Origin of the sequence: Methylobacterium sp. B1 (genome assembly GCF_000333255.1) — a bacterium.
GTDB lineage: Bacteria > Pseudomonadota > Alphaproteobacteria > Rhizobiales > Beijerinckiaceae > Methylobacterium > Methylobacterium fujisawaense.
The window spans coordinates 1-14767 of record NZ_BACT01000468.1 but is presented as its reverse complement, the minus strand read 5'-3'; the positions used below and the strand labels follow the sequence as shown (position 1 = coordinate 14767).

Annotated in this window: 18 protein-coding genes and 1 pseudogene; 11 read left to right on the top strand and 8 right to left on the bottom strand. The window is 63.4% G+C overall.

The annotated features are described in order from the left end of the window. The first annotated feature begins 3 nt into the window (after positions 1-3). The 5 genes and pseudogenes from I53_RS13590 (at position 4) to I53_RS13580 (ending at position 4876) form a co-directional block, all read left to right on the top strand. Positions 4-1488, top strand: a complete 1485-nt coding sequence (locus tag I53_RS13590; RefSeq protein ID WP_083683755.1) for an efflux transporter outer membrane subunit — start codon at positions 4-6, stop codon at positions 1486-1488. 30 nt (positions 1489-1518) lie between these two features. Further along, a complete protein-coding gene (locus I53_RS13585) occupies positions 1519-1941 on the top strand; it encodes a MucR family transcriptional regulator (RefSeq protein ID WP_251982312.1) in 423 nt (140 codons plus the stop codon). Positions 1942-2242: 301 nt separating this feature from the next. Further along, the gene (locus tag I53_RS33225) at positions 2243-2437 is read left to right on the top strand and encodes a hypothetical protein (protein ID WP_148291139.1); all 195 of its coding nucleotides are present in this window, start codon (positions 2243-2245) and stop codon (positions 2435-2437) included. A gap of 98 nt (positions 2438-2535) precedes the next feature. Further along, positions 2536-3159, top strand: a pseudogene (locus I53_RS31280) (patatin-like phospholipase family protein); the annotation flags it as partial. 586 nt (positions 3160-3745) lie between these two features. Next, positions 3746-4876, top strand: coding sequence for an NAD(P)/FAD-dependent oxidoreductase (locus tag I53_RS13580; protein ID WP_043351551.1), 1131 nt, complete (start codon positions 3746-3748; stop codon positions 4874-4876). A gap of 144 nt (positions 4877-5020) precedes the next feature. Here I53_RS13580 and I53_RS13575 read toward each other — a convergent pair whose 3' ends face one another. Both I53_RS13575 and I53_RS33220 read right to left on the bottom strand, forming a co-directional pair. Further along, positions 5021-5449, bottom strand: coding sequence for a MucR family transcriptional regulator (locus tag I53_RS13575; RefSeq protein WP_251982311.1), 429 nt, complete (start codon positions 5447-5449; stop codon positions 5021-5023). 179 nt (positions 5450-5628) lie between these two features. After that, positions 5629-5958 (bottom strand): hypothetical protein, encoded by a 330-nt coding sequence (locus tag I53_RS33220; RefSeq protein WP_148291138.1) that lies wholly within the window; start codon positions 5956-5958, stop codon positions 5629-5631. A 644-nt stretch (positions 5959-6602) separates the two neighbouring features. Between I53_RS33220 and I53_RS13570 the strand changes: the two genes are divergently transcribed. From I53_RS13570 to I53_RS13555, 5 genes are all read left to right on the top strand, one after another. After that, complete coding sequence (locus I53_RS13570) at positions 6603-8294, top strand: methyl-accepting chemotaxis protein (RefSeq protein ID WP_051044801.1); 1692 nt, start codon at positions 6603-6605, stop codon at positions 8292-8294. A gap of 128 nt (positions 8295-8422) precedes the next feature. Further along, positions 8423-8608 carry a hypothetical protein gene (locus tag I53_RS13565; protein ID WP_043351548.1) on the top strand — a complete coding sequence of 62 codons (186 nt, stop codon included), beginning with the start codon at positions 8423-8425 and terminating at the stop codon, positions 8606-8608. A 58-nt stretch (positions 8609-8666) separates the two neighbouring features. Further along, complete coding sequence (locus I53_RS35900; protein WP_306307439.1) at positions 8667-8849, top strand: hypothetical protein; 183 nt, start codon at positions 8667-8669, stop codon at positions 8847-8849. A gap of 3 nt (positions 8850-8852) precedes the next feature. Then, on the top strand, positions 8853-9719 hold the full coding sequence (locus I53_RS13560) for an HD domain-containing phosphohydrolase (protein ID WP_306307438.1): 867 nt from the start codon (positions 8853-8855) through the stop codon (positions 9717-9719). A gap of 35 nt (positions 9720-9754) precedes the next feature. Beyond that, positions 9755-9979 carry a hypothetical protein gene (locus I53_RS13555; RefSeq protein WP_043351547.1) on the top strand — a complete coding sequence of 75 codons (225 nt, stop codon included), beginning with the start codon at positions 9755-9757 and terminating at the stop codon, positions 9977-9979. Positions 9980-10060: 81 nt separating this feature from the next. On the opposite strand, the gene I53_RS33215 is transcribed toward I53_RS13555, so the two are convergent. The 4 genes from I53_RS33215 to I53_RS33205 all read right to left on the bottom strand — a co-directional run bounded on the left by I53_RS33215 (position 10061) and on the right by I53_RS33205 (position 13113). Next, the gene (locus tag I53_RS33215) at positions 10061-10633 is read right to left on the bottom strand and encodes a hypothetical protein (protein WP_148291137.1); all 573 of its coding nucleotides are present in this window, start codon (positions 10631-10633) and stop codon (positions 10061-10063) included. Between the two features lie 139 nt (positions 10634-10772). Then, positions 10773-11102 carry a hypothetical protein gene (locus I53_RS13550; protein WP_043351575.1) on the bottom strand — a complete coding sequence of 110 codons (330 nt, stop codon included), beginning with the start codon at positions 11100-11102 and terminating at the stop codon, positions 10773-10775. A gap of 152 nt (positions 11103-11254) precedes the next feature. After that, entirely contained in the window at positions 11255-11986 is a 732-nt protein-coding gene (locus tag I53_RS33210; protein ID WP_148291136.1) for a hypothetical protein, read from the bottom strand. 194 nt (positions 11987-12180) lie between these two features. Beyond that, on the bottom strand, positions 12181-13113 hold the full coding sequence (locus I53_RS33205) for a hypothetical protein (RefSeq protein WP_148291135.1): 933 nt from the start codon (positions 13111-13113) through the stop codon (positions 12181-12183). Positions 13114-13166: 53 nt separating this feature from the next. Between I53_RS33205 and I53_RS31275 the strand changes: the two genes are divergently transcribed. After that, positions 13167-13682, top strand: coding sequence for an Ivy family c-type lysozyme inhibitor (locus I53_RS31275; protein ID WP_187294350.1), 516 nt, complete (start codon positions 13167-13169; stop codon positions 13680-13682). Positions 13683-13912: 230 nt separating this feature from the next. On the opposite strand, the gene I53_RS13545 is transcribed toward I53_RS31275, so the two are convergent. Both I53_RS13545 and I53_RS13540 read right to left on the bottom strand, forming a co-directional pair. Further along, the gene (locus I53_RS13545) at positions 13913-14251 is read right to left on the bottom strand and encodes a hypothetical protein (RefSeq protein WP_043351545.1); all 339 of its coding nucleotides are present in this window, start codon (positions 14249-14251) and stop codon (positions 13913-13915) included. Between the two features lie 94 nt (positions 14252-14345). Further along, the coding region (locus tag I53_RS13540; RefSeq protein ID WP_043351543.1) for a 3TM-type holin at positions 14346-14767 on the bottom strand (422 nt) is incomplete at its 5' end.

The following is a 14767-nucleotide window of genomic DNA, read 5'->3' as shown; positions in this document are numbered from 1 at the left end:
GCCATGATCCCCAACACACTTCTGCGGGGCATGCTGCCCGTGACGGCAGCCCTCCTCGGCGGCTGCGTGGTCGGCCCGGACTACGGGGGCGCACCGGTCGCGGCGCCACGCGCCGAGGCGGGTGCTCCGTTCATGCGCGGCGTCGCGGTTCGCAACGCCGTTGCCGTCGATCCGCCGGCCCGATGGTGGACGACCTTAGGCGACCCCGTCCTGAGCGACCTCGTCGAGGCGGCCCTCGCCTCCAATACCAACGTGCGGATCGCATCGGCGCGGCTGCTCCAGTCCCGGGCCGTGCTCGGTCAGAGGACGGCAGCCCTCGCGCCCAGCATCTCAGCGAATACCTTCGCCTTGAACAACCAGCTGCCGGTCAGGGATTTCGTCGGAAGTGGCCTCGGGTCGGCCGGGGGGGCGGTGCCGAAGTCACTGAACATCGACCTCTACAACGCCAGTTTCGACGCCACCTGGGAGATCGATATCTTCGGCGGCAAGCAGCGCGCCATCGAGCAGGCCGCCGCCCAGGGCGAGGCAGCAGAAGCGGCCGTGGCCGACGCGCAGGTGCAGGTCGCGGCCGAAGTGGCGCAGGCCTACGTGACCCTGCGCGGCGCCCAGAAACGCCTTGCATTGACCCAACAGGCGGCAACACTCCAACGCGAGGCGGTCGGCCTCAGCCAGCAGCGCCTGGCCGGCGGGGCCGCCTCGTCGCTCGACGTTGAACGCCTGCGCACCCAGTTCGAGACGACCGCCTCGCAGGCGCCGCAGTTTCAGGCGCAGATCGACCAATCCCTGAACCAGATCGCGGTGCTGGTCGCCCGCGAACCCGGTGCCGTCGATGCGGTGCTCAAACAACCCCGGGCCGTGCCGATGCCGCCGCGGGTGGTGGCCATCGGCGATCCCGGCGATATGATCCGGAGGCGGCCGGACATTCGCCGGGCGGAGCGGCAACTCGCGGCCGCCAACGCCCAGATCGGCCAGTCCGTGGCGCGACTGTTCCCGCGCGTGAACCTCATCGGCAACGCCGGCTGGGTCTCGCCCAACATCGGCTCCATCGGCTCGCTGGCGGCCTCGACCTACAGCCTCGGGCCGACTCTGTCGTGGAGCATCCTCGACTTTGGGCGGACCCTCGCTCAGATCAGGCAATCCGAGGCGGGCGCCGACGAGGCATTGGCGCAGTACGAGCAGACCGTCCTGCAAGCGATGCAGGACGCCGAGACCTCGCTGTCGCGCTACGGCAATCAACGCACCACCGTCGCCCGTCTGGCCCGGGCCAGCGCCTCGGCCGGCAAGGCGTCGATGCTGACCGATCAGCGAAACACGGCCGGCACGATCAGCACCATCGACGTGCTCGACGTCGAGCGCCAGCGCCTCCAGGCCCAACAGAGCCTCGCCCAGGCGCAAGCCGATTACACCACAGCCTACGTCGCGCTCCAGAAGAGCCTCGGCCTCGGCTGGGGTCTACCTGTCGAGCATACCGCCCTGATCGCACGCTGATCTCGTTTCCTTGCCTGAACGCAGTTGCCCGTGACTGCAACCAAGATCAACGACCAAGTTCTGGCATCAACGGTGGCGCTCGTCTGCTCCTATGTTGCGAATAACAGTTTGCCGGCCAGGGAGCTGCTGGACCTGCTGAGGCTGGTCCATGGAAGCCTGACGTCGCTCTTCCCGCAGCCTACTCCCCGGCCGGAGCTCGACGGGCGGCTCAGGATGACTCCCATGGCCATCCGAAATTCGATCGGGCCGGATGGCGTCGTCAGCTTCATCGACGGCAAGACCTATCAGGTCCTCAAGCGTCATCTCAGGGTCAACGGGCTCGAACCGGACGGATACCGCGAACGGTTCGGCCCGCCGGCCAGCTACCCGATGACCGCACCCGGCTACAGTCGACGCCGATCCAGGCTCGCGAAAGACATCGGCTTCGGAACTCGACGGCAGGGGGCGGCCTGAGGAGGGCGAGCGGGATCAGCCAGGTTTCCGCCCAGGACCACGCAGGGCACTCCTCCGCCCTATGCAGTTCTTCAACGGATCGCGCGAATGCCCTCATCGCGCGGTGCGACGGCCGGTTCGACCTTCCCGATCATCAACGGACCGGCCGTTTGCCAATTCCCGGGGGTCTCCCACCCCCGTTCCCCGCCCATGACCTCCGACGAGATGAGGGTGTTTGGCTCCGAACGCCCGATGGCCGTGAGGTGTCGATGAAGGCGGGATCACGCAGTCCGGGGCAGATCCTCTCAAAGGCGATTTCGCGATGATTGATGAAACCAAGATCGGCAAAGCGAAAAAACAAGAAAAACATCGTGCCCCTTTTTCTATTGATATGACGATTGATCTGTTGTTTTTGCTCGTATTTTTTGTTTGCGGTAGTTTACTATACTGGACATATACATATAAAAAATCGCACGGCGTTGCCGCCACACCCCGTCACTCTCTGACCATGCCATAGCTATCCGCGTGATGGACTTGCGGGTCCCGATCATCGGTTACCCGCCGTCCCATTCCGTCCTCACCGTCCGAGATGCCGGTTCACCCGGAGGCAGTCCCATGCCAATCCCAAAGCGCAAATCACACGCTTATGCCGTCCTTTTGTCCGCCCTCGTCGGATCACTCGGAGCATGCGCCTCGCTTCCCCGCACACCCTACGCCGCGGGTGAATCCGCCGCGGCCGAGGTCGCGGGCATCCCCGGCGCACGCGCGTTCTCCGACGCATCTGTCGAGACCTTCACGGCGATGCTGTCGAATGCGTCGGCACGCAATCGCCCGTTTTCCTATCTCGCCCTGTCGGGCGGAGGCGGTGACGGTGCTTACGGGGCGGGCATCATGAACGGATGGACCGCCGCCGGCACCCGCCCAGAATTCAGCCTCGTTTCGGGTGTGAGCACGGGGGCGCTGATCGCTCCATTCGCCTTCCTCGGCCCGGCCTACGACCTGGTCCTCACCGAGATCTACACCAGCGGCGTCGCTGAAAGCTTGGTAAAGAATCCGAGCGTCGTGAACGTGCTTTTCAGTTCCGGGCTCTTCGGTGACGACCGCCTGCGGGACCTCGTCGGGCGCTACGTCACGCCTGACCTGCTCACCGCCGTCGCCGCCGAGCACGCCAAGGGCCGCCGTCTGCTGGTCGTGACCACCAACCTCGACGCCAAGCGGGCGATGATCTGGAACATGGGTGTCAGCCGAGGCGATCGAGACTGTGATCCACGCGATCTACCCAAGCCACCGCAGCTTGTCGGCCAAGGTGCGAGTTTTCATCGACGCGCTGGTTGCCAGCTTCGATGGACTACATCGTTAGAGCCAAGTCGAAGCGGCAGTTGCAGTCATTGCGCCTGTCACGTCATAGTCAAACTTTGTTATGGGACATGTTGGCTGCTAACTTCTGATTTCTTGGGACAGGCAGCATCACCCACCGACGTCAGCTTTCTATGCTTCTCTGCTCTGAAGCGGACGGAATGAAAACAACCTGGAGCAGCCCTTCCGCGTCTGACCCGATGCAGTCGCCCGGATAGCTTCCGCCGCTTCACGAAAGCGATCGTTCGTCCTCGTCGTAGTATCGAAGAGTTGCCGAGCCGGCTGGTCGGAGGTAATCTCCTCAGTGTCGCGAAAAACGATCGCCCAGCGAAGGGCCATCGAATACACGTCATCCACGCTCCTCGCATGGATCGGCCAGCGTCTCCGAAGCAATCGCCCGATGATCTCGGGCAACCGTGGTGACTGGCCGTTGAAGGCGCCGGTCGCACGCGGTCGCGGGAGCGCACCCATGCGACAGTCGATCACGATCCTCGGCGCGGGCCCCGGTGGCCTCGTGCTGGCCCGCATCCTCCATCTCCATGGGATCACGGCAACGGTCTACGAGGGGGAGCCGTCGGTCGATGCGCGTGCTCAGGGCGGCCTGCTCGACATCCACGAACCAACCGGGCAGATCGCCCTGAGGGCCGCGGGACTTCACGACGGCTTCCTCAGCCTCGTGTGCCACGGTGAAAACGCCAAACGCGTCGTGGATCGAAGCGGCCATATCCTGTTCGACCGACCCGGCAGCCCGGCGGACCATCGGCCCGAAATTGATCGAGGTGTCCTCCGGCGGCTGCTCATCGCCTCGCTCCCCGTCGGGACGATCAAGTGGGACCACCGGGCGGCTACGGTCACCGCCTGCGGCGACGGGCGGCACACGGTCAACTTCACGAACGGCGCGACGGTCACCGCCGACTTGCTCGTAGGCGCGGACGGAGCATGGTCGAAGGTCCGCCCCTTGCTGTCGCGCGCAACGCCCGCTTACGCTGGCGTATCGTTCATCGAGACGACGGTCCGCGACGGCGACAGTCGCCTTCCGGCCAGTGCGGAGGCGATTGGCGGCGGTACGCTGATGGCTGTGGCACCGGGCCAAGGCATCCTGGCCCACAGGTATGCGGACGGGCGGCTGCACACCTACACGGCGTTGAAGAGGCCGGCATCCTGGTTCGACGCCATCGACGTTCGCGACACCAAAGCTACTTTGGCCCGCGTCGCGGCCGAGTTCGCCGGATGGCCCCCGCACCTGACCGCACTCATCACGACCGGTGACGACGATCCCGTCCTCCGCCCCATCCACGCCCTTCCGGTCGGCCACCGATGGGACCGGGTGCCCGGTGTGACCCTCGTCGGCGATGCGGCGCACCTGATGTCGCCGTTCGCGGGCGAAGGCGCGAACCTCGCCCTCTACGATGGCGCCGAACTCGCGAGGGCGATCATTGCCTCGCCCGATCACATCGGCCTTGCGCTCACCGCATATGAGCAAAGCATGTTTATTCGAAGCGCCGAGATTGCCGCTGCCTCCGCCCGGAACCTTGCCCGGTTCTTTGGCCTGGAGGCTCCACACAGCGTCGCTGCGATGTTCGCATCCAGGCCATCGTGAGCGGCTGGCATTGCGGCTGAGTGCGAGTACGGCGTCCGCCTCGGCTCATTCCAGTCCAGAAGCGGACCATCTCCCGTCCACCCTGAGCGGTCACCCCGCTTCCGACCCAACCCAGTCGTCCCAGGAATTGTCGAGCGCTTCCGCTTAGCGAACGATCCGATATCGACCCATAGCCACGCTTTTGGCGATTTTGGACCGCTCGGCCCCGTAGGCAGGGGCCACCATCGGGTAGTCGCTTGGCAGGCCCCACTTAGCCCGGTACGTCTCCGGCGTCAGGCCGCACGCTCTCAGATGCCGCTTGATCGTCTTGTACGGCTTGTCGTCCTCGAAGCTGATCAACGCCTCGTGTCTGATTGACGCTTGGATCTGGGCCGATGTCACCCTTCTGCTTCCTGACACGACCGACTGATCGGAAGTTTGAAGGCCAGTGAAGGCCGCAGCCACCGCCGTAATCAGCGCCGGCATCTCCGAGGTTGCGACGCGATTGTGTGACACATACGCCGCCACTAGGTTGGCCGTCATCGCGCCGTAATCGGGCCGGCCATTTCCTCCGATGACTGCTCCATTATCCATTGATCTGTCCACTCCCATAAACTCGCATCGTCAATTGACTATACGAGCGGGTGAAACGGGTTAAGTGGTAAATTTCATCCATAGATGATGAAATTATTCAAAGTACAATCGTTCCAGATGAAAATCTGATTAGCAATAACTATCGTTGGTTGAATCCGCATTTATATGAGTGCTGCGAATCACAGAGTTGCACTCAGATGGCAGTGCGATGATTGCTGTTCAACGCAGGTTGCCGTCCCGCGCATGACGCGGGCGTGAGTGCTGCGAGTGCTTCCTGGCGCGTCATCGGTCGAATCCAGCTTCATCCGGGTCGCCCGGCGGACAGCGGCGGCAGGGGCCATATCGGCGAGGCGGATCGCATCGACCTTGAGGAGATGCTGGCCGGCCGGCGACGAACGAACGATGACGACGCCGCGCCGGCCGGGCCGCGGCGACGATAGCGGATCCGCGAAGAGGACGAGAGGGTCTCTGGCGATGCCTGGCCAAGGAAAGTCGAGCCCGAGCAGCAAGCAAATGGCGAGCCGGCACGCGACCGGGTCGTTGAACGTGATCTAGGCCGCCCCGTCGATCGGCGTCCCGAACTCGTCGTTCGCGAGTAAGATCGGGACCTTGCGCCGTTCGACCTCCGCGTCGCGGCATTGCCGAGCGAAGTCGAAGCGACAACCGCGGCGAAGCACCACCATATCGCATAGCGGGAGCCTGAACGTGCTAGGCAGCCCGAGCTAGCCGGCAGGATCGACGCCCTGCTGGCTGAGCCGAGCGCGGACCTGCGAACCGAGTACGTCGCCGCGATGCTGCGCGGAAGCCGGATGGGGGCGAGCTTCGTGCCGCCGCCTCGACACATGGGGCCGAAACTTTGCCTCAGGCAGAGTCAGCCACTCGATTGGCAGTCGGCGGGCGAGGCGGCGCGCGAGATTATTATGTCATATCCGGATGATTTCCCTCCCGAGGGCGGGGCATGAATATGCCTGAACTTGTTCGATAATGCCCGAGACATCCACGGTGCACGAATTTACACGCATCGAATATAATACAATCCTTCAATGAATTCTACAGATAAAACAACGCACCCCAATTCGTGTACGATTGGGTTTTTAGTAACATAATCCGGTTAATTTGGTGACATCGGGATTGGTCGGTCCAGGGTATATTCATGCTGCGCAGTTCGAAAATCGTCATCAAGTCCATCGTGCCGCTCGCCTTGATGGCGATCATTGCCGCGGGATTGATGGTCTATGCGATTACATGCCTCGACGCGCTCGCCAAGCAAACCCGCATGATCGTCGACCTGCAAGCTGTTCGGCTCGAGAGGATCCTGAGCCTGCGATCCCATGTCAACGAACTCGCTATCCAGTCGCGCAATCTCATCCTTGAGACCCGTGAGGCGGAGATGGCCGCCTACAAGGCTCGCTACGACGCCACGCTGAAGGCTACTAAGGAGGCCACCGAGACCCTGATCTCCTTGGCCGACACACCCGAGCGCAAGGCCGCCAATCAGACGCTCAAGGCCATCCTGGAGGAGTTCTATGCCGCACAGGATCGGGCAACCGCTCTCGGCCTGAAGAACGATAACGACGGCGCGACCAAGGCTCTCCTGATCGACGCCGCGGCTTCGCGCAAAAAGATGCGGGAGTTCGTGCAGGCACGGGTCGATGTCCTCAACGCCGAGTTGCGGCAGGCGCGCGACGACGCCGAGCAGGCCGTGACGAAGGCGCGAGGGGTGCTGATCGGCGCCTCCTTGGCGGGCCTCGTCGGCGCCGTCTTGCTGTCCGCTCTTATCGTGATCTTCGGCATCACCCGTCCGCTGGGTAGCTTGGTGGGCGTTCTGCAGCGGATGGCCCGCGGGGAGGTCGACGCCGAGATCCGCGAGGCCGGCCGCGGCGACGAGATCGGCGCCGTTGGCAAGGCGGTCGAGGGCATCAAGGCCATGGTCGCCCGCAAGGCCGCCGAGGAGGCCGAGGTGAAGCGCCGCGCCGATGAGGCCGCTGCCGCCGAGCGCAAGCGCACCATGATCGAGCTCGCCGACGGCTTCGAGCGTGCCGTCGGCGGCATCGTCGGCATGGTCTCGTCCTCGGCCACCGAGCTCCAGGCCACCGCCCAGCAGATGACCGCCACCGCCCAGGAGACCGCCGCGCAGTCGACCACCGTGGCAGCAGCCGCCGAGGAGGCCGCCACCAACGTCAACACGGTCGCGGCCGCCGCAGAGGAGCTCGGCTCGTCGGTGCAGGAGATCGGCCGGCAGGTGCAGGGCTCGGCTGGGCTCGCGCAAGCAGCTGTCGGCGAAGCAGCTCAGACCGCCCACCTCGTCCAGGCGCTCAGCCAGAACGCGGCGCGGATCGGCGACATGGTCGGGATGATCTCGGGCATCGCCGGCCAGACCAACCTCTTGGCGCTCAACGCCACGATCGAGGCGGCCCGCGCCGGCGCCGCAGGGCGGGGCTTCGCGGTCGTGGCCACCGAGGTGAAGGCCCTGGCCGAACAGACCGCCAAGGCGACCGAGGAGATCGCGCGCCAGATCGGCGAGGTTCAGGGGGTGACCGCGCAGGCGGTGACGGCGATCGGCGAGATCACCGGGCGGATCCGGGAGATCGACAGCGTGGCGACCTCGATCGCAGCGGCGGTGGAGCAGCAGGGCGCGGCGACCCAGGAGATCGTGCGCAACGTGGCGCAGGCCTCGGCGGGAACCAACGAGGTGACGGGCAACATCGGCGGCGTGGCGCAGGCCTCGGAGGAGACGGGGGCGGCGGCCTCGCAGGTCCTGTCGGCGGCCTCAGAGCTGTCGCGGCAATCCGAGCATCTCGGCGCCGAGGTCGCCCGCTTCCTTGCGACCGTGCGCGCTGCCTGAGGTGCCCATGGCCGAGATCGATGTCCTTCCGGTCCGGCCTGACGGGTCCGGACAGATCGTCCGCGTGATCGAAGATCTAGCCGCGGCGTTCGCCCAGGATCGAGATCTCGGTTCGCGAGCCCTTGCATATGCACGCAGGTGGTGAGCGCCTGCAGCAATTGTGTCGTGAATTCGAGGCCGTGATCGACGATCTGGATCGATTGCCGATCGCGATCACTTCGCAGGAAATCGCCGCTGTCGACGTCCTGCGGCAGCTCCTCGCGGCGGGAGAGCGGCGCGCCAATACAGCGCAGAGGTTTCCGCCTTCTCACTAGGCTGCGTCCGCCGCCAAGGGCCGGGGCAGCACTGACCGATCATTTCATGGAGGCCGGCTTGGGCAGGCTGTTGTTGATCTCTGACGACCTCGCCCGAACCGTGCGCCTCGCCCGTTCCCTCGGACCGGACCGGCTCTGCACCGTCCAGGACCTGCACGACGACGCCGTGCCGTCGGCGCAACCCGACCTGATCGTCGGAGACGTCGCCGTGCTCACCGCTGACGCGATCGCGCGCCTCTAGCGGATGCTGGAGCCGCTGCGTGCAGCCGGCGCCCCTTTCCTGTTCCTGACCCACGGCAACGCCGCCCGCGCCGAGGCTCAGGCCCGACTCCTCGCTCCGACCGATATCCTCCCGGCCCTATCCGTGCTCGAGAGGTTGCTGGCTCGGATCGACCGGCTTCAGGAGGTCGGCGGCTCCGCCGTGGCGGCCCGGATGGCGGACGAGGCCCGGCAGTTCTTCGACCGAACCTTCTTCTCCGGCCAGATGGTTACGCCCGAGTTGGCGAGCACGGGCGCCGGCCTGATCGCCCGGGCCGTGCAGCATTGTGGCATCCGCGATTGGATCGGGGCCGTGCAACGCTTCGACGAGGCTACGCACCGGCACTGCCTGATCGTGACTGGGCTGGCGGCCGCATTCGCGAGCAAGCTCGGTTTCATCGATCTGGATGGCTACCGTCTGACCAAGGCGGCGCTGCTGCACGACGTCGGTAAGACCCGGATCTCGACCGCGATCCTGAACAAACCCGGTCGGCTCACCGACGAAGAGATGGCTGCGATGCGCACGCATGCGGCGTTGGGGTACGACATGCTGGTCGGCAGCGGCTTCTCCCCAGAGATGCTGCAGGTCGTACGCTCGCACCACGAGATGCTGGACGGTTCAGGCTATCCAGACGGGCTGCGGGCGCCCGAGATCCCCGATCTGGTGCGGCTGGTGACAATCTGCGACATCTACGGCGCGCTGATCGAGCGCAGGCCCTATCGGGCACCGATGCCGGGCGGAGAGGCATACGGGATCGTGCAGTCTATGACGGGACGGCTGGACCCTGATCTGGTCACAGCGTTCCGGCCAGTGATGTTTGCGTTTGATCCGGCCGGCGCTGCTGCAGCCTAGGGTCAGGAGCGAGCGGGACGGCGACGTCCGCTTCGATGCTCTTCCTACTCCAGAGCGGACGGGCAATCAGCGTCAGCGTGTCCGAACTGTGCTCTGGCAGGCGTACCGTGGAGAAGGCCGAGACCCTGGCCAGGCGGATGCCGGGTGCGGCGGCGCTGAAGGTTGTGGCCGACGACGAGACCGGCGAGCTGGAGGGCGTCACGATCCTCGGCCAGTGGGGCGAGGTGCCGGACGACTTCGCTGAGAGCCTGCAGGGCTGATCGTCAGCCGCGCCATCTGGCTGCGAACTCCCAGACAGGCGTCTCTCAAGTAGGCTGTGACCGCTGGCCGGGCCAGATCCTTCACTGGTTTTTGTGCTCGCCTTTATCGTCCAGCTGAGCGTGTTTGCCGCCGCATGCATTCGCCCCGCTTGCCTCGGCGCCTTCGGCCAGAGTGGTTATCGGTCCAAGCTGCATCCCCCTTACAGTTTCGCCGAAGCGGCGCAGACTTTTGGTAAGAGCCTTTCCGAGCGCTCGCACAGGCTCAAGGCCTTCATCAATCTTGGAGCGTAGCGCGCCCATGTTCTCGGTTTGATGCGCGTCCGGATATACTGTCATGAAATGGAGATAAGCTCTCAGAACGTAGGCCCAGGTAAATTCTGTGCTGATCTGATCAGGCTTGTCGGCGCCGTAGTGCTTAAGCCAATCACGTCCGGTGTTGACGACAGCGATAGCTTCTTTTCGGTTACACCGACCGAACTTCATCACAGTGGCGACGGCGACCTCAAAAGCCGGGCGGTAGTCCTCGATCTTCGGCATGCCGCCTTCGGCCGCGCCCGCTAGGGTAATTGCGCAGGCATGCTTTCCGGCCAACCACGCGCCGATTGCACCGTCGACCATCTCAGCCGCAGCTTCCTGCCGACTCAGAGTTGGCATTCTAATCGCTCCTCAAGCCGCCTCAGCAATCCTAGGCTTCCCTCTGTTCCGATTCCACCGACGGCAGATCAGAGCACCCGGCCGAGGATGATGCTGAACGTCAGCGAGCGCGGCACACGTATTCGCAGATCGGCGGATCTCAGGTCTGTCCGGGCGTCGTCCGGTAGCCGGAGAACCGGTCGAACACGATCCGGTCGGGCTCGACGCTTACGACCTTGCTGTCGTTGACCATCAACGCGCCGGCATACTCAACGCGCAGGAAGCCGTGCTCCGGATGGACGCCGAACAGTTGCGGCGCGGTCCAGCCGAGCCGGTGCGCCTCGGCGCCGTGCTGGTCGAGGAAGACCAGCGTGTTCGCCCGTATGGCCACCCATTTCGCCGGCAGGAGATACCGGCACGGCGAGGCGCGCTCGGACAGGCGCTCGATTCGGTCACGCCAGGCGGCGACGGCGGGCGAGAGGCTGGGCATAGCTGGCGGGGTAGAGTCCCAGCGCTAAGGAGGTGTCATTCACAAGCCCGCCGGCGTCATCTTCATCGGCGAGAATGGCGAGGGACCGGAAGTACGGCGTGAAAAATTGTAGCTGTACGGCGCGATGTCACCGTACAGCTATCATATATGAATTAATGGACCAATTCCGGCCGCTGCCCGGACTCTATCCGAAATATGTGCGCGGCCAAATCTCTGGTCGACGAAAATCTCCTAAACCTTATTTCTCGGCGATCGGCCTCATGCTCGATATCATCGCAGGCTTCATTTACTATACGCATATCTGATTGATCTATAATCGCATCCTGCTTCGTAGTGGGGACCACAAGCATTTCGTGGTACCTTGGGGCCTCGTGCCTAGTTCTATCCCTGTGCTCGGCCAAGACCCAGAGTTTTGACCTCACTCTTTCGAGAGATCCGCCAATGTTCTTCGGCGAAACTCTGTCGAAATCCGCGACTAGGCGCTCGCCGCTGTAATTAAGTTTTACCGGGGCCTTTCTATCGTTAAAATGAAATTCCTTCTCAAAGTTTATCGACAGCTGCGGGGCTATTGACCGGAGTTCATCCTTGACGGCTGGAACGATTTTCTTTTCTTTGCGTGCAGGATTCAGCGTTGCAGCGATCGCCTCAGCAGCTCCAGGCATGTCTTTGGCCTGATCAGCAGCTAGTGACATCGACGATTGCAGCATCGACACCTTATTTAGCCAGGATGCGGCAATATCATCGAGAGCAAATCCGGATCCATAGTTTTGCTCTCCGAACAAGAATGACGAGCCCAAATTCACCGGCTCTTCGAAGATGGCACGACCTTTATGTCTCGCCTCGTCGCCAACAGCGTCGATGGCTAAATTGATGAAATTGATCATTTCGCGCCCTGCGGCACCGAAAAAACAGATCAATCTCTCTAGGTTCTCTGATCTGCGAACCGTGCACTTTCCTTCGGCGTCAATAGCTATTACGGCCACAGTGACGCAATCGCGCGAGCCAAGAACAGGAAAAAACTGGAGCGGAACCCAAGTTGCCCTGAGTGTGTGAGCTGTTGGGAGAATTAGGGCGCACATTAGAAGGGCCCTCCCGCTGCAAGTCTCTGTTCAGAGAGCGTAGATATGTTCGAAACTCTCGCTTTCAGAAACTGCTCGACCGCAGGTAGATCCTGAGGAATGCCATTTTCGATTTCGCTGGCATGGCTTTCAATAAGCGCCTCATCAATGTCGATCTTTAGCGCAAGCTGCGAAAAGGCGTCTGCTAGGTCTTTGGCGGCCTTCCGATGAGTATTTGTCATAGCCTGATGTAAGGCTGTTACCAGTTGATGGCATTGATGATTTGCGTTCGCAACGAGATCAGACGGTTTCCATGCCGGACCAGTGAAAACCCTATCGTGATCGAAAAGATAGATGGTCGCACCGTCATACATGAAATTTTTTAGATGCCGATCGATGTTCGCAAACCATTCGTCGAAGGCCAGCATAGTTCCCCACCCGGGGAAGTTGATTAGCGCATTGAATGCCATCGCGGCATCCATATTGAAAAAAGTGTAGAAATCTTTATGCGAAGACAACTCGCTGCCGAAATATATCTTCAATCCGCTGGCGTGAGATATCTGAGCCGATCCGAATGCGTCCTCTGGTTTGGCAAAAACCAAAAACGAACGTGGGGCTGGCAAAGATAGCTTGCTGATAACACTCGCAGCAATAAGCTCGTTCGCTAATTGCCTTGGACTCAAGTCCTTAACAACTGCTCGAATGTCCGGCTCATCATCAGTATATAGCTGAGCCATTCGGCTGGGGTTAAGACCGCTGCCTAAATTCACGCCCAAGGATCCAGCTGCTAGTCGAGCAACGCCAATTCCCATACCCATTCGCTCGCGCACAACTGCCCCGCCCATCTGGCATATGGAGCGGAGCAGCTCGACAACGTCAAGGTGTGCAGCTAGCGGAATTGATGGCATCCTGGCCTTTTTGATAACCCTAGATGCGCTATAGTGGCCGAACATACCAAAGCACGATGGCCAAGAACGAGTGTCCCTCCGGGAAGGGTTCCTACCCCATGCGCATAGCCCTCGCCGCCATCGCTCTCGCCGGCGCTGTTGGCCCGGCCGCTGCTGAGGAAATCTACCTGTTCCATTTGCTGCACCAGCCCGCCTACAAGCGCGCCTACAACGCGATGCTGAAGAGTAGTCCTTCGGTGCCGAAGTGGGTGACGGCCTATAGCCGCACATTGAACGGACCGTCTCAGCCTTCCAGAAAAATCAAGGCGGACGGCGAAACCTACTTGCTGGCTGACGTTTGCAAGGTCCACGACTGCCTCGACCATAAGCTTCACGTGATATTTGCGCCGGGCGGGCAACGCGCGTGGGGCCGGCTTTATGAGAACGGCAGCACCAGCTGGATAGGCAGCCCATCGCCGGCTCTCAGGAAGGCGGCCGAGGGGATCGAATTTCTGAGCGAGCGTATAGCTTTACAGAGAGGACGAAGCGAGCGCACCGGGTTGGCGGGCGGCCCGAGGCTGATCCGCTCTGGTTCGCTACGACCCGATCTTCTCACGGAGCCGGGGGGCGCCTGATCTCACCAGCGAGTAAGCCGAGCCGACACCCAGCATGGCACGGCGACAAGATGGCCGGCGGCGATTATCGAGCCGTGTGGGGCCGGTCGCTCGCGCGTCCCGCGTCTGGAAACCGGACACGAAAAAACCGCCGCGGCTGGAGCCGGGCGGTTCGTGGTGGTGTCGCTGGGGGAATGTCGAGACCCGGTCTTCGCGCGGGATGGCGGCGCGGTTCCGGTCACCGAACCGGCTCACCGCCCCGCCAGCCCGATCTTCGCCAGCACGATCCCCCCGAAGGCCAGCAGCGCCGCCGAGGCCAGCCCCCAGCCGATCTTGCGCAGATCCCGCACCTGCCCGGCGACCTCGGCCAGCCCCTTGGCGGCCTCCGCCTTCGCCCCGTCCACCGCCTTGTCGATCCGCCGCTCGATCTCGTCGCGTGCCACGAAGTGCTCGATGTCCCGCCGGTAGGCCACACCCTCCAGCTTCTCGTCCATCCGGTCGAGCTTGCCCCCGAGCGCGTCCATCTGACGGCCGGTGGCCTCGACGCGCTCGATCAGGCGCCCGATCCATTCGGGCAGATGGTCGGCCATGGGTCCGGTCCTTCGCTCGCCGCGGCCCGGCCGCGCCGTCCGGGCCCGGGGCGGGGTCTCGTCCGTCATCGGGGCGCGCCCGCGGCCGCGAGGCTCATCCCTTCGGCCCGAGCACCTGCGGCACGATCTTGTCGACCGAGCGGGCCAGCATGTAGGCGCCGATCCCGACGGTCAGCAGCGACCACAGCTCCGCGGGCACACCCTTCAGCGCCGCCACCACCTCGACCTGCAGGCCGAGCATCGGCGCCACCACGCCCACCCAGGTGATCATCGCCAACGCCCACAGCACGGTGATCGGCCGGGCATTGCGGGCGAGCGGGCTCTCGGACCCCGCATCCGCCTTCATCACCTCGGCCATGGCCCGGCCGAGATCGTCCTGCTGCTCGATCAGGGCTTTCTGCAGCTCCAGCTGGACCTGGAGGCGCTGGCCCTCGTCGGGCAGCACCTTCTGGAGGATCGGACCGAGCGCGCCGAGCAGCGCCGGCAGGAGGGCGAGGAACCCCATGGTCAGGCCCC